The organism is Bradyrhizobium sp. 18BD (genome assembly GCF_054185225.1).
Map to the genome: position 1 here is coordinate 460,154 of NZ_JAVAYL010000003.1, position 23,485 is coordinate 483,638.

General features: G+C 65.0%; 24 protein-coding genes. 4 read left to right on the top strand and 20 right to left on the bottom strand.

Features of this window, described 5'->3' with window-relative positions; genetic code table 11:
* Positions 1–7 precede the first annotated feature (7 nt).
* From RAD16_RS08325 to RAD16_RS08355, 7 genes are all read right to left on the bottom strand, one after another.
* Entirely contained in the window at positions 8–928 is a 921-nt protein-coding gene (locus RAD16_RS08325) for a DUF1932 domain-containing protein (RefSeq protein ID WP_458157374.1), read from the bottom strand.
* Complete coding sequence (locus tag RAD16_RS08330) at positions 928–1,797, bottom strand: ABC transporter substrate-binding protein (protein ID WP_458157375.1); 870 nt, start codon at positions 1,795–1,797, stop codon at positions 928–930. The genes RAD16_RS08325 and RAD16_RS08330 overlap by 1 nt, the downstream gene beginning before the upstream one ends.
* A gap of 21 nt (positions 1,798–1,818) precedes the next feature.
* Positions 1,819–2,502 (bottom strand): 4-carboxy-4-hydroxy-2-oxoadipate aldolase/oxaloacetate decarboxylase, encoded by a 684-nt coding sequence (locus tag RAD16_RS08335; RefSeq protein ID WP_458157376.1) that lies wholly within the window; start codon positions 2,500–2,502, stop codon positions 1,819–1,821.
* Positions 2,499–3,212: a PIG-L deacetylase family protein gene (locus tag RAD16_RS08340; protein ID WP_011086622.1), complete on the bottom strand. Its 714-nt coding sequence runs from the start codon at positions 3,210–3,212 to the stop codon at positions 2,499–2,501. Before RAD16_RS08340 ends, RAD16_RS08335 begins: the two co-directional genes overlap by 4 nt.
* A gap of 66 nt (positions 3,213–3,278) precedes the next feature.
* Positions 3,279–4,577, bottom strand: coding sequence for a C4-dicarboxylate transporter DctA (gene dctA / locus RAD16_RS08345; protein WP_458157377.1), 1,299 nt, complete (start codon positions 4,575–4,577; stop codon positions 3,279–3,281).
* Positions 4,574–5,458: an amidohydrolase family protein gene (locus tag RAD16_RS08350; RefSeq protein ID WP_458157378.1), complete on the bottom strand. Its 885-nt coding sequence runs from the start codon at positions 5,456–5,458 to the stop codon at positions 4,574–4,576. Before RAD16_RS08350 ends, dctA begins: the two co-directional genes overlap by 4 nt.
* 30 nt (positions 5,459–5,488) lie before the next feature.
* Positions 5,489–6,199, bottom strand: a complete 711-nt coding sequence (locus RAD16_RS08355) for a TetR/AcrR family transcriptional regulator (protein WP_458157379.1) — start codon at positions 6,197–6,199, stop codon at positions 5,489–5,491.
* A 116-nt stretch (positions 6,200–6,315) separates the two neighbouring features.
* Between RAD16_RS08355 and RAD16_RS08360 the strand changes: the two genes are divergently transcribed.
* Complete coding sequence (locus RAD16_RS08360; protein WP_458157380.1) at positions 6,316–7,296, top strand: tripartite tricarboxylate transporter substrate binding protein; 981 nt, start codon at positions 6,316–6,318, stop codon at positions 7,294–7,296.
* A gap of 10 nt (positions 7,297–7,306) precedes the next feature.
* Positions 7,307–8,101, top strand: coding sequence for an ABC transporter substrate-binding protein (locus RAD16_RS08365; RefSeq protein WP_458157381.1), 795 nt, complete (start codon positions 7,307–7,309; stop codon positions 8,099–8,101).
* A gap of 17 nt (positions 8,102–8,118) precedes the next feature.
* Here RAD16_RS08365 and RAD16_RS08370 read toward each other — a convergent pair whose 3' ends face one another.
* Positions 8,119–9,264: a mechanosensitive ion channel family protein gene (locus tag RAD16_RS08370; RefSeq protein ID WP_458157382.1), complete on the bottom strand. Its 1,146-nt coding sequence runs from the start codon at positions 9,262–9,264 to the stop codon at positions 8,119–8,121.
* 124 nt (positions 9,265–9,388) lie between these two features.
* Between RAD16_RS08370 and RAD16_RS08375 the strand changes: the two genes are divergently transcribed.
* A complete protein-coding gene (locus tag RAD16_RS08375; RefSeq protein ID WP_458157383.1) occupies positions 9,389–10,642 on the top strand; it encodes a DUF763 domain-containing protein in 1,254 nt (417 codons plus the stop codon).
* A 6-nt stretch (positions 10,643–10,648) separates the two neighbouring features.
* Here the strand turns inward: RAD16_RS08375 and RAD16_RS08380 are convergent, their stop codons facing one another.
* The 4 genes from RAD16_RS08380 to RAD16_RS08395 form a co-directional block, all read right to left on the bottom strand.
* The gene (locus tag RAD16_RS08380; RefSeq protein ID WP_458157384.1) at positions 10,649–10,882 is read right to left on the bottom strand and encodes a hypothetical protein; all 234 of its coding nucleotides are present in this window, start codon (positions 10,880–10,882) and stop codon (positions 10,649–10,651) included.
* Between the two features lie 95 nt (positions 10,883–10,977).
* Complete coding sequence (locus RAD16_RS08385; RefSeq protein ID WP_458157385.1) at positions 10,978–12,231, bottom strand: cytochrome P450 family protein; 1,254 nt, start codon at positions 12,229–12,231, stop codon at positions 10,978–10,980.
* 97 nt (positions 12,232–12,328) lie between these two features.
* A complete protein-coding gene (locus tag RAD16_RS08390; protein ID WP_458157386.1) occupies positions 12,329–12,655 on the bottom strand; it encodes a hypothetical protein in 327 nt (108 codons plus the stop codon).
* Between the two features lie 106 nt (positions 12,656–12,761).
* Entirely contained in the window at positions 12,762–13,535 is a 774-nt protein-coding gene (locus RAD16_RS08395; protein WP_458157387.1) for a ferredoxin--NADP reductase, read from the bottom strand.
* 157 nt (positions 13,536–13,692) lie between these two features.
* Here RAD16_RS08395 and RAD16_RS08400 point away from each other — a divergent pair, with 157 nt between their 5' ends.
* Positions 13,693–14,889 carry an amidohydrolase family protein gene (locus RAD16_RS08400; RefSeq protein WP_458157388.1) on the top strand — a complete coding sequence of 399 codons (1,197 nt, stop codon included), beginning with the start codon at positions 13,693–13,695 and terminating at the stop codon, positions 14,887–14,889.
* Positions 14,890–15,169: 280 nt separating this feature from the next.
* On the opposite strand, the gene RAD16_RS08405 is transcribed toward RAD16_RS08400, so the two are convergent.
* From RAD16_RS08405 to RAD16_RS08440, 8 genes are all read right to left on the bottom strand, one after another.
* Positions 15,170–15,625, bottom strand: coding sequence for a MarR family winged helix-turn-helix transcriptional regulator (locus tag RAD16_RS08405; RefSeq protein ID WP_458157389.1), 456 nt, complete (start codon positions 15,623–15,625; stop codon positions 15,170–15,172).
* Between the two features lie 24 nt (positions 15,626–15,649).
* Positions 15,650–16,354, bottom strand: coding sequence for an ABC transporter ATP-binding protein (locus RAD16_RS08410; protein ID WP_458157390.1), 705 nt, complete (start codon positions 16,352–16,354; stop codon positions 15,650–15,652).
* Positions 16,351–17,142: an ABC transporter ATP-binding protein gene (locus RAD16_RS08415; protein WP_458157391.1), complete on the bottom strand. Its 792-nt coding sequence runs from the start codon at positions 17,140–17,142 to the stop codon at positions 16,351–16,353. Before RAD16_RS08415 ends, RAD16_RS08410 begins: the two co-directional genes overlap by 4 nt.
* Positions 17,139–19,028 carry an ABC transporter permease gene (locus RAD16_RS08420; RefSeq protein WP_458157392.1) on the bottom strand — a complete coding sequence of 630 codons (1,890 nt, stop codon included), beginning with the start codon at positions 19,026–19,028 and terminating at the stop codon, positions 17,139–17,141. Before RAD16_RS08420 ends, RAD16_RS08415 begins: the two co-directional genes overlap by 4 nt.
* A 70-nt stretch (positions 19,029–19,098) precedes the next feature.
* Positions 19,099–20,301 carry an ABC transporter substrate-binding protein gene (locus RAD16_RS08425; RefSeq protein ID WP_458157393.1) on the bottom strand — a complete coding sequence of 401 codons (1,203 nt, stop codon included), beginning with the start codon at positions 20,299–20,301 and terminating at the stop codon, positions 19,099–19,101.
* Between the two features lie 81 nt (positions 20,302–20,382).
* Positions 20,383–20,967, bottom strand: a complete 585-nt coding sequence (locus RAD16_RS08430) for an amino acid synthesis family protein (protein WP_195798716.1) — start codon at positions 20,965–20,967, stop codon at positions 20,383–20,385.
* 15 nt (positions 20,968–20,982) lie between these two features.
* Positions 20,983–21,879, bottom strand: a complete 897-nt coding sequence (locus tag RAD16_RS08435) for a UPF0280 family protein (RefSeq protein ID WP_458157394.1) — start codon at positions 21,877–21,879, stop codon at positions 20,983–20,985.
* A complete protein-coding gene (locus RAD16_RS08440) occupies positions 21,876–23,333 on the bottom strand; it encodes a 6-hydroxynicotinate reductase (protein WP_458157423.1) in 1,458 nt (485 codons plus the stop codon). The genes RAD16_RS08435 and RAD16_RS08440 overlap by 4 nt, the downstream gene beginning before the upstream one ends.
* Positions 23,334–23,485: the final 152 nt, after the last annotated feature.

The following is a 23,485-nucleotide window of genomic DNA, read 5'->3' on the forward strand; positions in this document are numbered from 1 at the left end:
AGCGGACTTAAGTCTCGCGCTTGATCTTTGCGAGGATGCGGTCCGCCTCGGTGCGCCAATCGGCGCTGCGGGCAAACTCCTTCGTTCCCCTCGCTCCGAACAGCCCTTCATCGGCGAGATCGGCAACCCACGCTTGACGCTCGGCGGTGCCCTGCGCCGACCACGGCGTCAGCCCCGCCTCGCGCACGGTCTCGGCGACCTCGCGCACCTCCTCGGCACGGCGGCGGCCGTGCTCGATCACGCGCTGGAAGAAATACGCGCCCTGCTTCTCCCAATTGATGGCGGGAAAGGTTTCCGTGAGCGAAGCCAGCACGGCATCCTCAACGCCATAGGCACGCGCGGTCGTAAAGCTTTCGATCACCATGGCCTCGAGGCCCTTGATCATGATGCTGCGGCACATCTTCACCGCCGAGGACACGCCGAGCTTGTCGCTCGCAACCTTCGCCGCGAAGCCGATCGCATTCAGCAGCGGCTCCAGCTCCCGCGCGCCGGGACCGCCGAGCAGCAGCGGCACCTTGATGCGATAAGGCGGCACCGAGGTCATCACCGCACCCTCGACATAACGGCCGGCCGCGCCATCGATCAGCGCCGCGGCGCGCTGCTTGGCGCCTGGTGAAGCCGAGTTGAAATCGAGAAACCAGGTGCCCTGGTTGATCGCGGCAGCACAGGCCTTTGCGACCGGAACAGCCTGGCTCGCAGTCACGGCGGAGATGATGAAATCCGATTTGGCGGTCAGCTCGGCATGAGACGCAGCAAGCGTCACGCCGCGTTTCGCCGCATGCTCCTTCAGCGGGGCGTCCTGCTCGCCTCCGAGTTTGATGTCATAGGCCGAGACCTTGATGTCCTGCTGGCGCAAATCCTCGGCCAGGATACGGCCGACCTCGCCATAGCCGACCAGCCCGATGTGCCAGCGCTTCGGATCTGCCATCAGTTCAATCCTCGTGTCGTCGCGTCGAAGAGTTCCTCGACCGCATAGCGGCGCGGGATCAGCGCCTGCTGGAATGCGTAGTCGACGATCAGTTCCAAAGGCTTTCTGCTGACCTCGATGCCAAACGGCACAAGATCAGGCGTCGCCGCCGGTCCCATCTGTGCCTTGTTCCGCTTGAGCAGATCATAGACGCCCGCGACGACGTCGGGACGCGACTTCGCGAGGCTCTCGGTCACGACCACGAGATGATTGACCGGCACGACGCCGCGGCGGGCATACCATGTGGCGGCTTCCGCGGCGGGATCGGGAAAGAGCGGCTTCAGCTTGGGATCATCAGAGGTCTCGCCGAGGACGGCGTCGAGCTCGCCGTCGAGCAGCATCTGCAAGACCTTCTTGTCCTTCGGCGCGCGCTCGGTGGTGTCGACATATTCGGCGACGTGCGGATCCTCGAACGTCACCCATTTGATCTTGTCGAGATTGACGCCGTAGTCGTTGGCGAGGATGCCCCTGATCCAGGCGCCGGTCGTTGTCGTGAACGAGCGGATGCCGACGCGCTTGCCTTCGAGATCCGACGGCCCCAGCGTCCCCTGCGCTGGATTGTAGAGCGCATAGGAATGCTGGAAGCGGCCCATCATCGTCGCGGGCAGCAGCACCAGCGGCTTGCCGTGTGCCTTCGCCATCAGAACAGTCACGATCGCCATCTCGCAGACGTCAAACGCCTGCTCGCGCACCATCGGCTTGAACGCCGTGTTGGTCGGCGTGTACTCGATGAAGTCGAGGTCGAAGAGGTCGGAGCGGAGTTCGCCGCTCTTCACCGCCCAGACGTGGGGGTGGCTGCCGAGCACGGCCTTCAGCTTGAGACGATCCATCGGTGCGCTCCGCTTCTCGCTTCAGACGTCCTCGGGGTTGTCGACATAGACGAGCCCCGCCTTCGCCAGCGCCTCGCGCATGCTGTACATGTCGAGGCCCAATTCGCCCGAAGCTAGACGCTTGCGCTTGCCGCCTTCGTCGGCGTTGCGCTTCTTCGCCTTCTCCGCGACCTCGGCCGCGTAGCGCTTCGGCACGACCACAACGCCGTCGTCATCGGCGACGACGATATCGCCGGGATCGACGTTGGCGCCGGCACAGACCACGGGGACGTTGACCGAGCCAAGCGTCGCCTTGACCGTGCCCTTGGCCGAGACCGCGCGCGACCACACCGGGAAATTCATCTCGTGCAGCGCTTTGACGTCGCGGCAGCCGGCATCGATGATCAGCCCCTGCACACCGCGCGCCTGCAGCGAGGTCGCCAGCAGCTCACCGAACATGCCGTCGGTATTGTCGGTGGTGCAGCCGACGACGAGGATGTCGCCTTTTTTGCACTGCTCGACCGCGACATGGATCATCCAGTTGTCGCCAGGTTGCGCCAGCACGGTGACGGCGGGACCTGCAATCGACGCACCCGCCCAGACCGGCCGCAGATACGGCTTCATCAGGCCGATGCGGCCATAGGCCTCGTGCACGGTCGAGACGCCATACTCCGCCATGCCGGCGGGATCGGCTCGCTCAATGTTACGAACGACGACGGGCTTCATGCCAGCTCCTCCGCAACCGTCGGGAACAGGCGCTGATAGGCCTCGCCGTAGGTCATGGGCACACCGGTGTTGCGGCTGCCCTGGATGCCGCGGTTGAGCGCGACGCGTTCGTAATAGCCCCAGAGGTGCTTTTGCGCGGCCAGGATCTGGAACGCCTCGTACTTCTCCTTCCAGACCTCGTCGATCTTGAGCAGCAAATCCGGCTTGTAGTTGCACTGCTCGGGCTGGTGCGGCTCGAACAGGAACACCGGCGGCGCCGAATATTTGTACTGCGCGCCGGGCTTGTGGCCCATCGCCTGCGCGACCACGCGGGTCTCCTGCGCGAAATGCGCGGCGTTCGGATGGTCGAAATTATAGGGGTCTTCCAGCGCGTGGGTCAGCACGAAGCTCGGATTGAGCTCGCGGTAGATGTCGACCATGCGATCGAAATGCGCCTCGGTCAGCTTGAGCGGATAGTCGCCGCAATCGAAGAACTCGATCTCGGCGCCGAGCAGCTTTGCGGCCCGCTCCGCCTCGTCCTTGCGGCCGGCCTTGACCGATTCCAGCGTTGCGCCCTTTTCCTTCCAGGCGAACTGGCTCTCGCCGCGCTCGCCGAAGGACATGCACACGATCTTCATGCGATAGCCCTTCTTCGCATGCAGCGCGATGGCACCGCCGGCGCGCCAGACGAAATCGCCGGGATGGGCGGTGACGACAAGACCTGTTTTCATGGAACTACTCCCCTCTTTCGTTCGTAAGCATCTTAAGCCTCCCGCCTCATGCAGGAAGCCAATTCATCAGGCGGCGACGGCTTGTTCCTCGCCGTCGAGCACGCGTTTCAGGCGCTCGCCGTCGAGCGCCCCTTCCCATTTGGCAATCGCGATGGTCGCAACCGCATTCCCGATCAGATTGGTCGGCGTCAAGCCCTGCGACATCAGACGATGGATGCCGAGCACCAGCGCGACGCTCGTCACCGGAATCGTGCCGGTCGCGGACAGCGTCGCCGCCAGCACGACGAAGGCAGCGCCCGCAATGCCCGCCGCGCCCTTGGAGGTGACGAGCAGGATCAGCAGCAGCTCGATCTGCTCGGCGAGCCCGAACGGCGTGTTGGTCGCCTGCGCGAGGAATACCGAGGCAGCGGCAAGGTACAGACAGGTGCCGTCGAGATTGAAGGAATAGCCGGTCGGGATCACGAGTCCGACCACGCTCTTCTCGCAACCGGCCCTTTCCAGCTTGGTCAGCATCCGCGGCAGCACCGTTTCCGACGACGTCGTGGCGACGCAAATCAGCAGCTCTTCCCAGATGTAGCGGATCAGCTTGAGCAGCGAGAAGCCGCAGAGCCGCGCGACGGGGCCGAGCGCCACGATGATGAAGATCACGCAGGTAAGATAAAAGCCGCCCAGCAGCTTGCCGAGCGAGGCCAGCGAGCCCGCGCCGAACTTGCCAACCGTAAACGCGATGGCACCGAACGCGCCGATCGGCGCCGCCCACATCACGAAGCCGACGACGGCGAACACCATTTTGGCCGCGATGTCGATCAGATGGACCAGCGGCGCGGCGCGCTCGCCGAGCTGCACCAGCGCGAAGCCGCACAGCACCGAGATGAACAGCACCTGGAGGATATTGCCGTCGGCAAAGGCGCCGATGAAGGTCGCCGGCACGATGTTCATCAGGAACGGCACGAAGCCGATGGCGCCGGTCTGCTTGACATAGGGCTCGATCGCGCTGGCATTGATGCCGGCGGGATCGATGTTCATGCCGACGCCGGGCTTAACCAAGTTCACCGCGATCAGACCGATGATCAACGCGATCGTGGTCATGATCTCGAAATAGACGATCGCCTTCACCGCGACGCGCCCGACCCGCGCCATGTCGGCCATGTGCGCGATCCCATGCACGACGGTGCAGAAGATGATCGGCGCGATCAGCATCCGGATCGCCTTGATGAAGGTATCGCCGAGCGGCTGCATCTTGGCGCCCGCCTCGGGATTGACGATCCCAAGCGCAATGCCGGCCGCCATGGCGATGAGCACCTGGATCCAGAGCTCCTTCCACCAGGCCCGCCCGCGCGGCTTGTCGATCGCCATTGCCGTCATCGGTCGAACTCGAACAGGCGCGCGGGATTGTCGACGAGGATCTTTTGCTGGAGCTCCGGCTCCGGCGCGAACAGCGGGATCAGATCGACGAGGTCGCCGTCGTTCGGCATCACCTTGACGTTCGGATGCGGCCAGTCGGTGCCCCAGATGACGCGGTCAGGCGCGGTCTCCACGATTTTTCGCGCGAAAGGCACGGCGTCCGTGAAAGGCGGACCGGCCGAGGAGACGCGCTCCGAGCCGCAGATCTTGACCCAGCACTTCTCGTCGCGCTGCATCAGCTCGATCAGGATTCGGAACGGAAGCTGATCCAGCCCCTCGGACGCCTTCACCCGGCCCATATGGTCGATGGTGTAGCTCAGCGGCAGCCTCGCCAGCATATCGGCATATTCGGGCAGGTCGATCGCGTCGAAATGCAGGTCGATGTGCCAGCCGAGCGGCGCGACCATGGCGATGACACGGTTGAACACGCTCTTGTCGGGGACGCCGCCGAGGTGACGGACGAAATTGAACCGGCAGCCGCGGAAGCCACCATCGTGCAGCACCTGGAGCCCGCGCTCGGTGATGGTGTCGTCGATATTGGCGACGGCGCGATAGGCGCCGTTACTCTGCGCGATCGCATCGAGCGCCACCATGTTGTCGGTGCCGTGCACGCTGGCATTGACGATGACAGCCCGCTCCACGCCGAGCTTGGCATGCAGGATGCGGAAATCCTCCAGCGGCGCATCCGGCGGCGTGTAGGAGCGATCAGGCGCGTAAGGATATTTCGCGCCGGGGCCAAAGATGTGGCAATGCGCGTCGCATGACAACTTCGGCAGCTTGAATTCTGGCGTGCGCGTATTGGGGTCTGGCGGCGGAATGGTCGGTGTGTACATCATCGTCACCAGGTAAGCCGCCCAACGTGAGCGTTGCTTTCAAGTCTTGCTGCTGACGACAGCCCGCCGGCGCGCCGGTGCGGTCTGGTCGAGCGCCGGCGCCTGGAATGCGGCAACGGTGGCCTGCACCAATTGCTCGATCGCATTGGCGGCATCGCTGCCGTCGGCCTCGCCGCGCGACAGGCGGGAGACGCGATCAGGCGTCACCAGCGAGTAATAGAGTGCGCCGAGCAGGAAGTGGCTGCGCCAGACGATGTCCGTGCGCGGAATGTGCGGCAGGCTCTCATGGATCGCATCGATGAAGGCGTGGCTGGTGTCGTCAAAAGTCTGCGCGATGATTTTTCGCGCGACCTCGTTACCCTCGGCCGACATCACCGCGCGCAGCCGCGTGAAACGCGCCCCGCCGCCGGCGAGATCGCTGCCCGAGGTGAAGGCCGGCACCACATAGGCCCGGACGATCGCCTCGAGCCGGTCCTGCAGATCGCGCACGCGTTTGGCGGCGGCGAGCAGCTCGGAGCGACGCAAATTCATCGGCCCGCAATGGCGCCGGTAGATCTCCAGCAGCAGGCCGTCCTTGGTCTTGAAGTGATAGGTGACGCTGCCGGGATTGGCGCCGGCGGCCTGCGCGATGTCGCGCACCGAGACGGCGTTGAAGCCGTTTGTGGCAAACAGCTCCTCGGCCGCGGCGAGGATCGCCTCGCGCATATTCGGCTTGCGGGCCGTTTCCTTGCTGGTGGGCTTGCGTACCATGCGATTTGTACTATCGTACAAAAGATCAGGTCTCGTCAACAAAAACGATGGGCAGTGTCCGGAACGGCCCGATGGACCGCGGGCCGGGACGCAAACGCCCTCTAGGAGTGCTGGGAATGCTGGGTTTGAAAACGAAGATCGGCGCTTGGATGCTGGGCGCCGGCATGCTGCTCGCGGCCAGCGCCGCGCAGGCCGCCGACACCTATCCGAGCAAGCCGGTCCACATCCTCGTGCCCTACGCCGCCGGCGGCGCGGTCGACGTCCTCGCCCGCACGCTGGGCCAGGCCCTCGCAAAAACCTGGGGCCAGCAGCCCGTGATCGACAACCGTCCCGGCGCCGGCGGCATCGTCGCCTCGCAGACGCTGGCGCAGGCCGCGCCCGACGGCTACACGCTGATCCTGGTCGCGAGCGGACATCCGCTCAACCAGTTCATCTATCCGAGCGTGCCCTACGACACCTTCAAGGATTTTACCGCGATCACCGAAGTAGCCTCCTCCCCGCTGGCCATCGTGGTCGCGAAGGACAGCCCGTACAAAACGCTCGGCGATCTCCTGGCGGCGGCGAAGAAGGAGCCGGACAAGCTCTCCTACGGCATGTCCGGCAACGGCACGTCCGCACATCTGGCCGGCGAGCTGTTGAAGCACATGTCCGGCACCAAGATCGTCGCGATCCCCTACAAGGGCGGCGCGCCGGCGCTGACCGCCGTGATCGCCGGCGAGATCCCGCTCAGCATCAATCCGCTCGCGGAAGCGATCGGCCAGCTCGAAGGCGGCCCGGTCCGCGCGCTCGCAGTGACCTCGGCTGAGCGCTCCAAGGCGCTGCCGGATGTGCCGACCGTGGCCGAAGCCGGCGTGCCCGGCTACGACGTCTCTGTCTGGTGGGGCGTGCTTGGACCCGCAAAGATGCCGCCGGAGATCGTGGCGAAGCTCGAAACCGATCTCAAGGCCGCCCTGCAGGACGCAAGCGTGCTGTCGACGCTCGGCAAGATCGGCGCAGCCCCGGTCGGCTCCTCCGCCAAGGACTTTGACGCCTACATGCACGCCGAGGCGACCAAATGGGAGCCGGTGCTGAAGGCCGCCAACATCCGCGCGCAGTGAGGCTCGTCCCATGAGGATCTCTTCTGGACGCCTTGCGCGTACCGCCCTGCTCGCCTTGGCGATCATCGGCCTCGTCGGCGCGTCCGCGCGCGCCGATGGCGAGGCAAAACTGCTGGCGCCGAGCGGCACCTTGCGCGTCGGCATCTATCCGGGCAGCCCGACCTCGATGGTGACGGATGCCACCGGCAAGCCGCACGGCCTTGCTTACGATCTCGGCGGCGAGCTGGCCAAGCGGCTCGGCGTCGGCATCGACTATGTCAGGTTTCAGCGCGTCGCCGACATCGTCACCGCGATCCATGACGGCCAGGTCGACTTCACCGTCACCAACGCCACGCCGGCCCGTGCCAATGACGTCAGCTTCACCCAGCCCGTGCTGGCGATCGAGCTCGGCTTTCTCGTCCCGGCGAATTCGCCGATCGGCAAGGTCGAGGATATCGACCGGCCGGGCGTGAAGATCGGCGTCACCAAGGGCTCGACCTCGGAGCGGACACTGCCGGCGAAATTCAAGAACGCCACCATCGTCCCCGCCGAAAGCGTCAAGATCGCCATCGCCATGTTCGGCCGCGGCGAGATCGATCTCTACGCCACCAACAAGCCGACGCTGTTCGAGATGTCCGACCAGATGACGGGCGCGAAGATCCTCGACGGCAATTGGGGCCTCGAGCATATGGCCATCGCGATCCCCAGGGAACGCGAGGACGCGCTTCCTCTGCTGAACAGCTTCGTGGCGGAAGAGCAGTCATCGGGCGCGCTGGACACGATCCAGCAGCGGGCGGGCTTGCGCGGCGCGACCAAGGCTCAGTAACGGAAGCGCCGCGCGGCTCAATTGCGGGCGCTCGCCCGCATCTTCTCCGGCGCGGTGGAGCCCTGGAGGAGCTCCGTGTCGTCGCCGCCGCCCTGCGGGATCAGGATGGCGCGCTCGCGCGGCAGGGCTTCCGGCATCTCGTCGCGGATGTAGGCGATCAGCTTCTCCCGCATCTCGCAGCGCAGATCCCAGGATTGCGGCGCATTCCGTGCGCTGACCAGCGCGCGCAGCTCGATGGTGCGGGAATCCGCATCGATCACCTGGAGATTGACCACCGCGCCGTCCCAGAGCTTTGATCCCTTGACCGCTCCCTCCAGCCAGCGCCGGATGCGCGGCACGTCGGCACAGTAGTCGACATGGAGCGCGATGACGCCAATCAGGGACGCGGTGTCGCGCGTCCAGTTCTGGAACGGTTTTTCGATGAAGTAGGACAGCGGCACCACCATGCGGCGCCAGTCCCACAGCCGGATGACGACATAGGTCGCGGCGATGTCCTCGACCCAGCCCCATTCGTTCTCGATGATGACGGCATCCTCGATGCGGATCGGCTGGGTGATCGCAATCTGCAGGCCCGCGATCAGATTGCTCAGCAGCGGCCGCGCGGCTAGACCGACGATGATACCGGCCGCACCTGCGGAGGCGAACAGGCTGACGCCGTATTGCCTGACCGAGTCGAACGTCATCAGAGCAGTCGACACCGTGATGATGACGATGATGATGTCGGTGACGCGCTTGAACACGCGCACCTGCGTAACGTGCTTGCGCGCGACAAAATTCTCCGTGACGTCGCGAAAATTCTGCAAGTACCGCGCCGCGCTCATGTCGACGACCCGGATCGAGATCCAGCCGATCAGCGCGATGAAGGCGACGACGAACAGGCTCGTCAGCGGCGTGCGGAAGGCATCGCTGAGCGGTGCGAGCGGCAGCACCAGCGCGACCGCGGCAAGGCACAGCGCGAGCTGGGCCGGGCCGGAGGTGCGCTCGATGAACACGCCGAGCAGTGGAAGCCGGGCTCCGAAGGCCCGGTTGAGCAGCCAGACCGCAGGCCGATACATCGAGAGCGCAATCAGGATCGCCCCGGCAACCAGGCCGAGACCGATGATCCATGACGGTATCCACCCGAACATCTTTTCGAGATCGGCCATAAGGGCCTGCCTGGTCATTCACGTCCCCGGACTTGCATTGCTTCTCGCCAACGCGTTCCCGTCAGCTTTCGCTCCCCCGCCCGGTGCAACGCAGCATTCCGCTGGTGCAACCGTCAGCCGATTGCGCTAATTTGAGGCGACAATGACTCGTCGTACCGGCAGCGCTGATCTTCCTCTCCACACCGGGCGGGTTCCGCCGTGGCTGGCGAGCCGCATGGCTTCGCTCGGCGCGATCGTCACCCAGGCGATCGTGCTTCATTACGGGCGCGACGCATTCATGCAGCGCCTGTCGCATCCGTTCTGGTTCCAGTCATTCGGCGCCGTGATGGGAATGGATTGGCACTCCTCCGGCATCACGACGTCCGTGATCGGCGCGCTGAAGCGCGGGCTCGGCCCACTCCAGGACGAGCTCGGCATCTATGTCTGCGGCGGCCGCGGCCAGCATTCGCGCAAGACCCCGGACGAGCTGCTGCAGCTCGGCGACCGCGTCGGCTTCGACGGCGTCAGCCTGACGCGCGCCAGCCGCCTGGTGGCGAAGGTCGACAGCGCCGCCGTGCAGGACGGCTTCGACCTCTATCTGCACGGCTTCTTCGTCACCGCCGACGGCAAGTGGACGGTGGTGCAGCAGGGCATGAACGGCGACAAGCGGCAGGCCCGCCGCTATCACTGGCATTCGGAAGCACTGAAGAGCTTTGTCGATGCGCCGCACAGCGCGATCGACGGGCCGCAGCAGGGCGAGATCGTGAATCTCACCGACCATCGCGCCGACGTCTCGCGCACCGCGCAGCTCGAACTGCTCGCCGATCTCGGTCCCGACCGCATCCTCTCCGAATTCGAACGGCTCACCGGCACAGCTGTCGAGCCAGCGCAGGCGATGCTGCCGCATCTGATCATGCCTGCGCATCACGATGTCCGACCCAAGGATGTGTTCGCAAGACGCCTGCACGGCACGCTCGCAGCCGCGGCCGAGCGCGGCCCGGTCGATTTCCCGGACCTGCTGCTGACGCCAGGTGTTGGCGCGCGCACGGTGCGCTCGCTTGCGATGGTCGCCGAGGTCGTGCACGGCGCGCCGTATCGCTTCAGGGATCCCGCGCGCTTTTCGCTCGCCCATGGCGGCAAGGACCGCCATCCCTATCCCGTCCCGATCAAGGTCTATGACGAGACCATTCGCGTCCTGAAGGGCGCGATCCAAAATGCAAAACTCGGGCGCGAGGAAGAGATGCAGGCGGTCAAGCGCCTCGACGACCAGGCGCGGCGGCTGGAGCGCACCGCGCGCGGGCCGTCGGTCGAGGCCTACATTGCCGGCGAGCGCGCGGCCTCACCCGATCTCGATGGCCGTTCCGTGTTCGGCTGGGAGCGCGATCTGGTCGCGGCGAAGAAGTCGACCGGCTCCTGAGCGCGCCTACTCCTCGGCCACTTCGTCGTCGGTGAGCCGGTTGGCCGAATGGTCCTGATATTGCTCGGTCTGGATGAACTTGCTGTCCATGCCCCTAATGTCGGAATGCTGCGCCTTGTCGCGGTTCGACAGGATCATGTTCTCGCCGACCTTGTCCTTGGGAATGTCCGTCATTGCGCCATTGCCTGCGCCCTTGCCGTGCGCGCCTGAACCGATATGCGTCTTGCCTCCGTGGGGCATGGATTGCTCCATCATTGTTGTCATCACTGGGCCAACGCCTGCACCACCTTGTTTGTTTCGCGGGTTGCATGAGGGAACGCCGATTACGGTTCCCGTCAGCTTGCGAGCAGATGCTCTGCCTCGCGCGGCTGCCGTCTCTCGCCGGCATCGGCAATCACGGGCAGTTTCGCGATCATGCGAATCCCCGGCCGCTTGCGCCAGTGAATCTCGGAAGGCTCGACCGCAAGGCCAAGCCGCGGCCAACGCGTGAACAGGGCCTGCAGCGCGCAAGTCGCTTCGATCCGCGCGAGCTGATGTCCGAGGCAGAAATGGATTCCCGTGCCAAAAGACATGTGGCGGTTGGGCTTGCGTTCGAGATCGAGCCGCTCCGGCTGGTCGTGCACCGCCGGGTCCATATTGGCCGCGGCGAGCATCACCATGACGCGGTCACCCTTCTTGATGCGCACGCCGGCAAGCTCGACATCCCGCCGCACATAGCGCGGCTTTGAGAACTGCACCGGCGAGACGAACCGCAGGAATTCCTCGACCGCGAGCGAGATTCGGCTCCAGTCTTCTTCCAGCCAGTCCCGCAAGCGCGGATTCCTGAGCAGTTCGTAAACGGAGCCGCTGATGAGATGGGTCGTGGTCTCCGAGCCCGCCGCGAGCAGCAGGAACACCATCGCCACCATCTCGTCCGGCGTGATCTTGCCTCCCTCACGTTCGACCTGGACCAGCTCGGCAATCAGGCCCTCGCCACCCCGCACGCGCGCGACTTGCAGCTGTTCTTCGAGATAACGCCGCATCTTGCGGAACGCGAACAGCAGGCGAAAGAAGCTAACGACGTTCGTCAACGAGGACATCGCATTGGCCCAGGCGATGAAGCGCGGGCGATCGGCCATGGGCAGGCCGAGCAGCTCCGAGATTACCGACAGCGGCAGGATGCGCGCATAGCGTTCGACCAGATCAGCCGGGCTTCCGCTCGCGAACAGACCGGCGGCGAGGTCATCGGCAATGGCGCGGATGCGCGGCTCCATCGCGACGATGGCGCGGCGGCGAAAGGCCTCGTCCACGATGCTGCGCAGGCGCGTGTGGTCCGGCTCGTCCATCGTCAGCATGTTGTTGGCGATGGTCCTGATCAGCCTCGGCATCCACCAGCGCAAGCCGGCAACGTCGCCGTCTTCCTTGCGCAGCGTGAAGATCCTGCTGTCCTTCAGCACCTGCGCGGTCGCATCGTGCGTGGTCGTGATCCAGACGTCTCCAACGAGCGGAAAACGCGTCGCGACCACCGGGCCTTGCGCGCGCAACGCGGCGATGGCCTTGGGTGGATCGCGAAAGAAGGCCTCGCTGGTGAAATCGAGGCGCGGTGCCATGGGATCACCGGATTGGTTGTTGGCGCCTCAACCAGATGGATGCGGGGCAGCCGGCGCAAGGGCCGGAACCGCCTCGCCTCACACGACGAAGGAGCGTCTAGCCCCGCCCCGACGAACGCGGTCCGGTCTTGCGCTGCTGCTGGTTGGTATAGGAGTCCCAATGGCTCCAGCTGCCGTTGCTGAGGCTCTGCATGTCGGTGCCGAGCGGTCGGCGCGTGCGCTTGTCGTAATCGGCGATCACACGTTCCGACAGCGTGATCTTGCGCTTGAGTTCCGCGATGGCCTTCTGGGTCTGGCCGTTGCGCTTCGAGGACGCGATCTCGCCCATCGTGAAGCGCGCAGTCTCCAGTGCCTTCAACTCGGCGCGGTTCTTCTTCAACTGGACCCGGTGCCAGGCGATATTGCTGTCGCTGTCCGCAACCATGTGGGAACTCCGCTGATTCGTTCCCATAGTGTATCAAGCGCCGAATCGGCGGGGCAACGCCCGCCCGACGGCGAAAATACGGTCTTATTGGGCAGGAATTCCGAGGCTACCGCTCGGCAAAGGCCTTTTCGACCACGAACTGGGCGGGCTCGCCGTGGTTGCCTTCGGCAAAACCGCGCTCGCCGAGGAGCACGCGGGTGTCCGCCACCAGCGCCGGGCTCCCGCAGATCATGACGCGGTCATGGGCCGCTTCCAGCGCCGGCAGGCCGATATCGCTGAACAGCTTGCCTGTCGTGATGAGGTCGGTGATGCGGCCGCGGTTGCGGAAGGGATCGCGGGTCACGGTCGGGTAATAGATCAGCTGCTCGCGGATGTACTCGCCGATCAGCTCATCCTTCGGCAGGTGCTCGGTGATCATCTCGCCATAGGCGAGCTCCTTCACATGCCGGCAGCCGTGCAGCAGCACGACCTTCTCGAACCGCTCGTAGGTCTCGGGGTCCTTGATCACGCTCAGGAAGGGAGCGAGGCCGGTGCCGGTGCCGATCAGGTAGAGGTTACGCCCCTCTTCGAGGTTGTCGATGACCAGCGTGCCGGTGGCCTTGCGGCTGACGATGATCTCGTCGCCTTGCTTCAGGTGCTGGAGCCGCGAGGTCAGCGGTCCGTCCGGCACCTTGATCGAGAAAAACTCGAGGGTGTCCTCGTAATTGGCGCTGGCGACGCTGTAGGCCCGCAGCAAAGGCTTCTCGCCGACCTTGAGCCCGATCATGGTGAATTCGCCGTTGCGGAAACGGAAGGTCGGGCTGCGGGTAGTCTTGAAGGAGAACAGCGTGTCGGTCCAGTGGTGGACGCTCAAAACGCTTTCCTGATTGAAATTGCTCATCTCACCTTCCCTGTCGCGTCAATTGCGGTTCCGAGGCGGGCAGCTATGCGTCGTTTGTACACGATCATTCGTATACTAATGAATAATCCTGCTTGATCCCGCGGTCAAGGCTGCCCAAGATCGAAAGCGTTGCAGTTAGGAATAAGGAGCCCCTTCCATGGCGCATGACGCACCCCAGGCCACCGGACCCTCGAAGCTGGTGATCCGTAATATCGGCCTGATCCTGTCCGGCGCGCTGGAAAAGCCGATCCTGGACGGCGACACCATCGTCGCCGAGAACGGCAAGATCACCGCGATCGGCCGCTTCAAGGACGTCAACACCGACGACGCGACCACCATCGTCGAGGCCAACGGCACCACGGTGGCGCCCGGCCTGATCGACAGCCACGTCCACCCCGTCGCAGGCGACTGGACGCCGCGGCAGAACCAGATCGGCTGGATCGACAGCAACCTTCACGGCGGCGTCACCACCATGATTTCCGCCGGCGAGGTTCACATGCCTGGCCGCCCGCGCGACGTCGTCGGCCTGAAGGCCATGGCGATCTTCGCCCAGCGCGCATTTTGGAATTTGCGGCCCGGCGGCGTGAAGGTTCACGCCGGTGCCCCCGTGATCGAATGCGAGATGGTCGAGGAGGATTTCAAGGAGCTGGCGGCAGCCGGCGTCAAGCTGCTCGGCGAAGTCGGCCTCGGCGGCGTCAAGGACGGCCCGACGGCGCGCAAGATGGTCGGCTGGGCACGCAAATACGGTATCCAGAGCACGATCCACACCGGCGGCCCCTCGATCCCCGGCTCCGGCCTGATCGACAAGGACGTGGTGCTGGAAGCCGACACCGACGTGGTCGGTCACATCAATGGCGGCCATACCGCACTGCCCGACGACCAGATCCGCTGCATCTGCGAGGGCTGCAAGCGCGGGCTCGAGATCGTTCACAACGGCAACGAACGCTCGGCGCTCTACACGCTGCGCATCGCGCGCGAAATGAACGATCTGCACCGCGTCATCCTCGGCACCGACGCGCCCGCCGGCTCCGGCGTGCAGCCGCTCGGCATCCTGCGCATGGTCTCGATGCTGTCTTCGCTCGGCGATCTTCCGGCCGAACTCGCTTTTTGCCTCGCCACCGGCAACACCGCGCGGATGCGGCAGCTCGACTGCGGCCTGATCGAGGTCGGCCGTTCCGCCGATTTCGTCGTCATGGACAAGGCGCAGCACTCGCCCGGCAAGACCATCCTGGAGAGCGTCCAGCTCGGCGACCTTCCCGGCATCGGCATGACCATCATCGACGGCATCGTACGGACCCAGCGCAGCCGCAACACCCCGCCCGCCGGCCGGGTGCCTGAGGTGGTGGCGAAGTAGAGCGCGGCAAGAAGCTCTCGACCCGTCATCCTGAGGTGCTCGTCTTGCGCAGCAAGGCGAGCCTCGAAGGATGCACGGCCGAGCCGCAGCCGGGCCGTCGCCCTTCGAGGGCCGCTAAAGAAGCGGCCACCTCAGGGTGACGGTGAGAGAGCGGATTTTGTCTCAGCTTGTTCGGTATGGTAGGGTGGGCAAAGCGAAAGCGTGCCCACCATTCGTCCTCAAGCCGCAAAAGAACGTGGGCACGGCGCTTCGCGCCTTTGCCCCCCTTACGGGACCGGCTTCACCGCAGCTTGTTCAACAGCGCCATCAGCGTCTCGCGCTCCTTGGCATCGAGCGGTGCCAGCGTCTCGCGCGTGATCGCCAGCGCATTCGGCGCCAGCTTCTCCGCAAGCTGCTGGCCGGTGCGCGTCAGGCTCACCAGCAGGCGCCGCCCGTCCTCGGGATCCTGGCTGGTCTCGGTGAGGCCACGTGCCGTGAGGCGATCGATCACGCCCTTGATGGTCGCGACGTCCATCGCGGTCAAGCGCCCGAGCTGGTTCTGCGAGCACGCGCCGGTCTCGGCGAGCTTTGACAGCGCCGCCCATTGCGTCGGCGTCAGATTGGTGCCGATGTCGCGGGAGAAGATCGAGCTGTGGCGCTGCCAGACCTGCCGCAGGATGAAGCCGACCTGCTCGTCGAGCACGTAAGGCGGTTTCGCCAGTTTGACGCTCTTCTTCGCCGCAACGCTTCTCGCCATCCCCGCCCGCCCCTTCCCTTGCCCTCACAACGACAGATGCGCGTCGCGGATGTCCGGACGCGCGTCGAGCTCGGCCATGGTGCCGCCGAAACAGATGCGGCCGCGCTCGATGATGTAGGCGCGATCGGAGATCAACCGCGCGAAATGCAGATTCTGCTCGGAGACGACGATGCTGACGCCTTCCTTCTTCATGGTCAGGATGGCATCGACCATCTGCTCCACGATTTTCGGCGACAGGCCCTCCGAGGGCTCGTCGAGCAGCACCAGCGACGGATTGCCCATCAGCGTCCGCGCGATGGTGAGCATCTGCTGCTCGCCGCCGCTCATGCGCCCGCCCGGTCGGCCCTTCATCTCGCCGAGGTTCGGAAACAGCGCGAACAGCTTTTCGCGCGTCCAGTACGGCGCGTTTGGACGCTTGGGCTGACGGCCGACCTCGAGATTCTCCTCCACCGTGAGATCGGTGAAGATGCGCCGTTCCTCCGGCACGTAGCCGAGGCCTTCGCGCACGATCTCGTGCGTCGGACGCGCCGTGACATCCTTGCCCTCGAACGTGATGCGGCCGGTCCGTTGCGCGACGAGGCCGACGATCGAGCGGAACGTCGTCGACTTGCCGGCGCCATTTCGCCCGAGCAGCGCGACCACCTCACCCTCGCCAACCTCAAAGCCGATGTCGAACAGGATGTGTGCCGGGCCGTAATGGCTGTTGAGGTCTTGCACCGTGAGCTTCATGCCGAGGTTCCCTCGCGATGCTGGGCATCATAGAGAAGGCCCTCGCCGAGATAGATCGCCTGCACCTGCGGATTGCCGCGCACCTCGGCCGGCGAGCCCTCGGCGATCAGCGTGCCGCGATTGAGCACGATGATGCGGTCGGCGTGCTCGAACACGACGTCCATATCGTGTTCGGTGAACAGTACGCCGATCGACTCTTCCTTCGCGATCTGAGCCGTGAGCCGCATCAGCTCGACGCGTTCGCGCGGCGCCATACCTGCGGTCGGCTCGTCCATCAACAGTAGCTTTGGATCGTTGGCGAGCGCCACCGCAAGCTCGAGCCGCTTGAGGTCGCCATAGGCAAGCTCGCCGCAGGGACGATCCGCATAGCCGCCCATGCCGACCAGCTCGAGCAGCCGGCCGGCCTCGTTGCGGTCGAAATTCGGCGCTGAGCCGAAGAGATTGAACAGCTGCTTCCCGTGCGAGATCAGCGCGACCTGCACGTTCTCGCGCACCGTCATGGTGGCGAAGGTCGCGGTGATCTGAAAGGTGCGTCCGACGCCCATGCGCCAGATATCGCGGGGCTTTTTGCCGGTGGTTTCTTCGCCGAGCAGGCGGACATGGCCGCTATCGGGCCGGTTCTGGCCGTTGAGCATGTCGAAGCAGGTGCTCTTGCCGGCACCGTTCGGTCCGATCAGCGCCAGAATTTCGCCTGATCGCAGCGAGAACGAGACGCCGCGCACGGCATGGATGCCGCCGTAGGATTTGGTCAGGCCTTCGACCGCGAGAAGTGGGGGTGCAACGCTCATTCGGCGGACTCGATCGGCTTGGCAAGCAAGGAGGATCCCGGCGGTGAGGATTTTCTGCGGCGCTGTGCCAGCATCTCCAGCATGCCGACGATCCCCTTGGGGAAGACGACGACGATCAGCACGATGAAGCCGCCGAGCACGAGCTTTGATAGATCGGTCTGGCTCACCAGCCAGATGTTGAGCGCCTTGTAGACGATGGCGCCGATCACCGCGCCGGACACCGTCTCGACGCCGCCGAGCAGCACCATGACGAGTGCATCGACCGAGAGCGAGATGCCGAGATTGTCGGGGAAGACGCTGCCCTTGAGGTACGCGAACAGCGCGCCGCCGATGCCGGCGGTCGTGCCTGCGATCACGAAGGCCGTCCACTGGATGCGCTTGGCATTGATGCCGACCGCCTCGCTGCGCAGCAGCGAGTCGCGCGTCGCCCGCAGCGCGTAGCCGAACGGCGAGAACACCATGATCCGCAGCGCGATGGTGACGAGCGCGGCGACGCCCAGCGCCAGCCAGTAAAAATGCGACGGGCTCGCCGCCCACTTCTCCGGCCAGACGCCCAAAATGCCGTTGTCGCCACCCGTCACGCTCACCCACTGGAACGCGATCGACCAGACGATCTGCGCGAAGGCGAGCGTCAGCATGGCGAAGTAGACGCCGGAGAGCTGCACGGCGAAGAAGCCGAACACGGCTGCGCCCATGCAGCCGAGCAGCGGCCCGAGCAGCAGGCACACGATCATCGGCAGCCCCGCCATCTTGGCGAGGAAGGCGACGCCGTAGGCGCCGAGGCCGAAATAGGCGGCGTGGCCGAACGATGCGAGGCCGCCGACAGACATCAGGAAATGCAGACTGACGGCGAAGATCACGAAGATCGCGATCTCCGAGCCGACGGTGAGGACATAATTGCCGGCGAACAGCGGCAGCGTCGCCGCGATGACAAGCGCTGCCAGCGAAGCCAGCCGCTCGTTCGAGGTCAGCGGCCGCCAGGGATTGACGGTGAGGCCCGGCGTCTTGCGCGCGGCCGCCTCCGGCTTGCCGAACAGGCCCCAGGGCCGGACGATCAGCACCACCGCCATCACCAGGAAGACCAGGATGATCGAGATCTTCGGAAAGATCAGGATACCGAAGGCATTGAGTTCGGAGACCAGCACGGCCGCGACGAAGGCGCCGACGATGCTGCCGAGGCCGCCGATCACGACGACGACGAAGACCTCGACGATGATGCGCAAATCCATCGCGTGATGCACGGCATCGCGCGGGATCTGGAGCGCGCCGCCGAGGGCGGCAAGGAAGACGCCGACCGCGAACACCGACGTGAACAGCCATTTCTGGTTCACGCCGAGCGCTGCGACCATGTCGCGGTCCTGGGTCGCGGCGCGCACCAGCACGCCCCAGCGCGTGCGCTGGAACAGCAGCCAGAGAATGCCGAGCACGACGGGGCCGAGCACGATCAGGAACAGATCGTAGCTCGGGATGTTCTGGCCGAAGAAATCGATCGCGCCCTTGAAGCCCGGCGCGCGGCGACCGACGAGATCGTCGGGCCCCCAGATCAGCACCACGAGGTCCTCGACCATCAAGGTCAGGCCGAAGGTCGCAAGCAGCTGGAACAGTTCAGGCGCGTGATAGATGCGGCGGAGCAGCACCATCTCGACCAGCACGCCGATCAGCGCCACCGCGAGCGCGGCCAGCACAATGCTGCCCCAGAAGCCGAATGCGCCCGACAGCCGCTCGGTCAGCGTGAAGGCGATGTAGGCGCCGATCATGTAGAAGGCGCCATGCGCGAAATTCACGATCCGCGTCACGCCAAAGATGATCGACAGGCCCGAGGCCACCAGGAACAGCGACGCTGCGCTGGCAAGACCTGTCAGAAACTGTACGACGTAAAAGGCCATCGGCGGTCCGGGTTAGGTTTGAAGTCACCTCTCCCCGCAAGAGCGGGGAGAGGGAGAGATAAAGGAGAGATCAATCCTTCGGACGCAGCTTCTCGACTTCGGCGTCGCTCGGCAGATAGTCCGAGCCCTTCTTGTAGGTCGAATCCACCATCACGCCCTTGCCGTCCTTCAGCGCGGTCTTGCCGACATAGGCCCCGAGCGTCGACTGGTGGTCGATCTTGCGGAAGGTGATCTCGCCGAACGGCGACGGCATCGAGAGCCCTTCCGCCGCGGCAATCAGCTTCTCCGGATCGGTCGAGCCGGCCTTCGCCAGGATCGCCGCGGCCGATTTGATGGTCTGGTAGCCGACGATCGAGCCGAGGCGCGGATAGTCGTTGTACTTGGCCTGGTAGGCCTTCAGGAACGCATCATGCTCGGGCGTCTTGATCGAGTACCAGGGGTAGCCGGTGACGATCCAACCCTCGGGAGTCTCGTCCTTCAGCGGGTCGAGATATTCGGGCTCGCCGGTCAGGAACGAGACGACCTCGCGGCCCTTGAACAGGCCACGGGTGTTGCCTTCGCGCACGAGCTTCACGAGGTCTGCGCCGAAGGTGACGTTGAGGATCGCCTCGGGATTGGCGGCCGCAACCGCCTGCACCACCGGACCTGCGTCGATCTTGCCCTGCGGCGGCCACTGCTCGTCAACCCACTGGATGTCAGGACGCTTTTCCGACATCAGCTTCTTGAACACCTGCACCGCCGACTGGCCGTATTCATAGTTCGGCGCGATCGTCGCCCAGCGCTTGGCGGGGAGCTTCGCGGCCGCCTCGACCAGCATCGCCGCCTGCATGTAGTTGGAGGGACGCAGGCGGAAGGTGTACTTGTTGCCCTTCGACCAGGTGACCGCGTCCGTCAGCGGCTCGGCTGCGAGGAAGAACACCTTCTTCTGGTTGGCGAAGTCGCTGACGGCAAGGCCGATGTTCGACAGGAACGTGCCCGTGAGCATCGCGACGCCTTCACTGGAGACGAGCTCGTTGGCCGCGGTCTGCGCATCCGCCGGCTTGCCGCCGTCATCCTTGGAGATGACGACGAGCTTCTTGCCGTTGATGCCGCCGGCGGCGTTGATCTCTTCCACCGCGAGCTGCCAGCCCTTGCGATAGGGCTCGGTGAACGCCGGCAGCAGCGAATAGCTGTTGATCTCGCCGATCTTGATGTCCTGCGCCATGGCCGACTGCGCCATGCCGCCTGCCAGAAGCGCGAAGGCCGCGCCCACAAAATAGTTTCTTGCTCGCATCCCAACCTCCAGTTTTTGAACTCTTGACGTCTTCAGCGTGATCTTGCCGAAGAGGCTGTGCCCGCCTCCCCGGCTCGAGCTTCATTTCAAACCGTCTTCACCTTTGATCTCCGCAACCGTCAGCCCGCCGACCCGTGGCAGCGGACGGCCGCTGTCGGTGACGGCGACCGCGACCATGATCTCATTGGCGCGCGGCGCGTCGTTGATCTGCACTTCCATGCCGTCGAAATGGCTGCGCACGAAGGCCGCATCCTTGTGCCCGAGCGGAATGTCGAGCGTCGTCCCGGGGCCGCTGCGCTTCTTCGACGACGGGATCAACGCCGCGCCCTTGCTCAGGACTTTACGCACCGGCGCGCCCATCTTCGGGTGGAGAATGGCGGCGGCATGCTCCAGTTCGCCGTTCTCGCCGACGGCCGCAGCCTTGCCGTAGCTCTGCGCCTTCGCGCCGTCGATGCCGAGCGCGGCCACCGCGCGCTTCGACAGGAGCTCGCCGAGCTCCTCACCGATCGCGATCAGCGGTGAGAGGTCCTCGACATATTTTCCGGCAAAGGGATTTTCGATCACGGCGATCGCCGCGGCGCGCCGGGTCGGCGGCGAGACCTGGCGGCCCATCTCCATCTGCGTCTCTTCGACGACGGTGACGATCTTGCGGATGATCGCGCTCATGCTTCGCTTCCCCGTTCAGGCATCGACCGCGTTCTCCTGCACAAGCGGGCGCGATCGTTGCTCTTCTATATCCTTGGTTCCGATGACAAGCATATCACCACAAAGCCTGAGCATGGCACCCTCGATCAATCCGCGATCGAATAATTGCCGTGCACATTCCGCGCCAGATTCCAGCGCGGCGGCGATCTCGTTTTGCGACAATGCACCGACATCGCGGGTGACGAGACGCGCACCGAGATCGCTGTCAGGCTGAAGCTCGTTCGCGGGTTGCCGGATGATGGCGGGATGTCCGGGAAGATCGACCGCATTGGCAATGATCGTCGCCGCCGCATCGGCCTGAGATGCCGTCGCCGCCAGCACCGTCACCGCATCTGCGATGCCGAGCGAAAAGCTGCGGCCGTGACGGCCGCTGGTCGCAATGCCGCGCACGGGATCATTCGAATCGACCTTCATCGCCCGCATCACACCGTCGCGATCGGGACGATCCACCAGGCCGACAGAAAAATGCTCGCCCCTGCCGAGGTGAAGCGCGATATCGCCACCATTGTTGACGTAAGCCTGATCGAGCGTCGCAGCGCCGAGCATCGCGCCCAAAATTTCCTCCGCCACGCTGCCGGCAACGGCCGCCATCGGCGTGATGAAGCAATCGGCAGCATAGGGCGCGACAGCGGCGTGCATGCGGCGCGCCACCACGCCCTTCAGCGAGGTCCGCACCGCCGCGGCCGCCCGCAGTTCCGGCAATTCCGCACAGAGCTCGTCGAGCAGCCCGGTGAAACGTTGCGCCGCGGCCTCATAGGCCGCACGGACCTCGTCCGCGCGCCCCCTCGCCTCAATGATCAGATCAATCGGTCCATCCTGCAAATGCAGCCGCCGGCCATCAGACAGCAATGCGATTTGCGGGAGCCGTGTCATGCCCGGCGTCCCGGGATCGGATTCTGCCAGGGCAGTTGGCGGACGTCCTCGCCGTTCTGCACCTCGGACAGCGGCTTGACGTAATCCATGTGCCCGCCGAGCGCGGCATAGTCCGACAGCTTCATCGTGAACTCGATCGGCGCGACCAGCGCCGGCGTCGGAACATAGCCGAACGCGCCGGCCGGCATCTGCGTCACATCGACCATGTAGGTGATGCCGCCGCCCGGCCAGACGTAAACCGGCGCACCGCCGCTGGTGACGCGCGTCAGCGCGTCCTTCACCGAGCGCGTCAGCCGCACCGGATTGTCGGTTACGCCCGCGCGCAACGAACCGCCCGCGCCCGCCATGAACAGCACCGTGCATAGCGCCGGCTCGCAATTTTCCTGAATGCGCTCGACCGAGAATTTCAGGTCGGCGGGCATTTCGGTCTCAACCGGCTTCAGGGCCTCGTCGAGCACGTAATAGGACGAATGCTCACCAGTCGTGGACACCATCAGCATCGAGAGGCCGGCCTTGGCCTCCTTGGCGTCGAACGGCCCGAGGATCGAGAGCGGATCGGAGATGTTGGTGCCGCCCCATCCCGTACCGGGATCGGCGACCTGGAAATAGCGGCCGGGCGTCGAACGGCGCCCCTTCATCTTGATGCCGGTGTCGGCGATGTCGAGCAGCTTGCCGGCCTGGTGCTCGCTGAGCACGCCGGTGATGTGGTCGTCGACGACGACGACCTCGTCGACCTTGCCGCGCCACTGTTTGGCGAACATGCCGATCGTCGCCGAGCCGCAGCCGACCCGCATGCGCTCTTCTTTCACGCCATTGACGATCGGCGGCTGACCGGCCTGCACCACCACGCTGGCGCCGCCGTCAATGGTCAGCTCCACCGCCTTGCAATTGGCGAGGTCCATCAGCGTGTCGCAGGTGACGCGGCCCTCCTTCTTGGAGCCGCCGGTGAGATGATGCACGCCGCCGAGCGACAGCATCTGCGAGCCGTATTCGCTGGTGGTGACATGTCCAACCGCCTCGCCCTGCGCGCGGACGGTCGCGGTCTCAGGGCCGAGATAGCGGTCGGTGTCGATCTTCACCTTGATGCCGCAATAGGAGAAGATGCCCTCGGTGACCACGGTCACCATGTCGACGCCATCGACCTCCGCGGAGACGATGAACGGCGCCGGCTTGTAGTCGGGATAGGTCGTGCCTGCGCCGATCGCGGTGACGAAGGTCGAGGGCTCGTGGACGATCTTGCCGTCCCAGTCTTCGGTGCGGCTGAACGGCACCAGCTTGCCACCGTGCTCGACGGTGCGCTCCAGGATCACGTGGGGATCGACGCGGACCAGCTTGCCGTCGTGGTTGGCGTAGCGATCGCAGGCGCCTGCCGCGCCCGGCTTGATGTAGCACATCACCGGACAGGCATCGCAGCGGATCTTGTCGATGGCAGCGCTCGTTGTTTCCATCACCATGTCAAAGCCAGCGGACAATCGCGGTTATCATTCGTATACGAACGATGTTGCGCGCGCTCCCCCGCGGCTGTCAAGCGGCGGTGCGCCGCAAAAGATGCCGCTGCCGCATAAAACCTCATTTGCCTATCCGCTCTGTCCACAAACAAGGCAGT

Bases quoted from the DNA above. Each gene is read 5' to 3' on its own strand.
- RAD16_RS08325 (WP_458157374.1), bottom strand. From the start codon at position 928: ATGGCAGATCCGAAGCGCTGGCACATCGGGCTGGTCGGCTATGGCGAG.
- RAD16_RS08330 (WP_458157375.1), bottom strand. From the start codon at position 1,797: ATGGATCGTCTCAAGCTGAAGGCCGTGCTCGGCAGCCACCCCCACGTC.
- RAD16_RS08335 (WP_458157376.1), bottom strand. From the start codon at position 2,502: ATGAAGCCCGTCGTCGTTCGTAACATTGAGCGAGCCGATCCCGCCGGC.
- RAD16_RS08340 (WP_011086622.1), bottom strand. From the start codon at position 3,212: ATGAAAACAGGTCTTGTCGTCACCGCCCATCCCGGCGATTTCGTCTGG.
- dctA (WP_458157377.1), bottom strand. From the start codon at position 4,577: ATGACGGCAATGGCGATCGACAAGCCGCGCGGGCGGGCCTGGTGGAAG.
- RAD16_RS08355 (WP_458157379.1), bottom strand. From the start codon at position 6,199: ATGGTACGCAAGCCCACCAGCAAGGAAACGGCCCGCAAGCCGAATATG.
- RAD16_RS08360 (WP_458157380.1), top strand. From the start codon at position 6,316: ATGCTGGGTTTGAAAACGAAGATCGGCGCTTGGATGCTGGGCGCCGGC.
- RAD16_RS08365 (WP_458157381.1), top strand. From the start codon at position 7,307: ATGAGGATCTCTTCTGGACGCCTTGCGCGTACCGCCCTGCTCGCCTTG.
- RAD16_RS08370 (WP_458157382.1), bottom strand. From the start codon at position 9,264: ATGACCAGGCAGGCCCTTATGGCCGATCTCGAAAAGATGTTCGGGTGG.
- RAD16_RS08375 (WP_458157383.1), top strand. From the start codon at position 9,389: ATGACTCGTCGTACCGGCAGCGCTGATCTTCCTCTCCACACCGGGCGG.
- RAD16_RS08380 (WP_458157384.1), bottom strand. From the start codon at position 10,882: ATGCCCCACGGAGGCAAGACGCATATCGGTTCAGGCGCGCACGGCAAG.
- RAD16_RS08385 (WP_458157385.1), bottom strand. From the start codon at position 12,231: ATGGCACCGCGCCTCGATTTCACCAGCGAGGCCTTCTTTCGCGATCCA.
- RAD16_RS08390 (WP_458157386.1), bottom strand. From the start codon at position 12,655: ATGGTTGCGGACAGCGACAGCAATATCGCCTGGCACCGGGTCCAGTTG.
- RAD16_RS08395 (WP_458157387.1), bottom strand. From the start codon at position 13,535: ATGAGCAATTTCAATCAGGAAAGCGTTTTGAGCGTCCACCACTGGACC.
- RAD16_RS08400 (WP_458157388.1), top strand. From the start codon at position 13,693: ATGGCGCATGACGCACCCCAGGCCACCGGACCCTCGAAGCTGGTGATC.
- RAD16_RS08405 (WP_458157389.1), bottom strand. From the start codon at position 15,625: ATGGCGAGAAGCGTTGCGGCGAAGAAGAGCGTCAAACTGGCGAAACCG.
- RAD16_RS08410 (WP_458157390.1), bottom strand. From the start codon at position 16,354: ATGAAGCTCACGGTGCAAGACCTCAACAGCCATTACGGCCCGGCACAC.
- RAD16_RS08415 (WP_458157391.1), bottom strand. From the start codon at position 17,142: ATGAGCGTTGCACCCCCACTTCTCGCGGTCGAAGGCCTGACCAAATCC.
- RAD16_RS08420 (WP_458157392.1), bottom strand. From the start codon at position 19,028: ATGGCCTTTTACGTCGTACAGTTTCTGACAGGTCTTGCCAGCGCAGCG.
- RAD16_RS08425 (WP_458157393.1), bottom strand. From the start codon at position 20,301: ATGCGAGCAAGAAACTATTTTGTGGGCGCGGCCTTCGCGCTTCTGGCA.
- RAD16_RS08430 (WP_195798716.1), bottom strand. From the start codon at position 20,967: ATGAGCGCGATCATCCGCAAGATCGTCACCGTCGTCGAAGAGACGCAG.
- RAD16_RS08435 (WP_458157394.1), bottom strand. From the start codon at position 21,879: ATGACACGGCTCCCGCAAATCGCATTGCTGTCTGATGGCCGGCGGCTG.
- RAD16_RS08440 (WP_458157423.1), bottom strand. From the start codon at position 23,333: ATGGTGATGGAAACAACGAGCGCTGCCATCGACAAGATCCGCTGCGAT.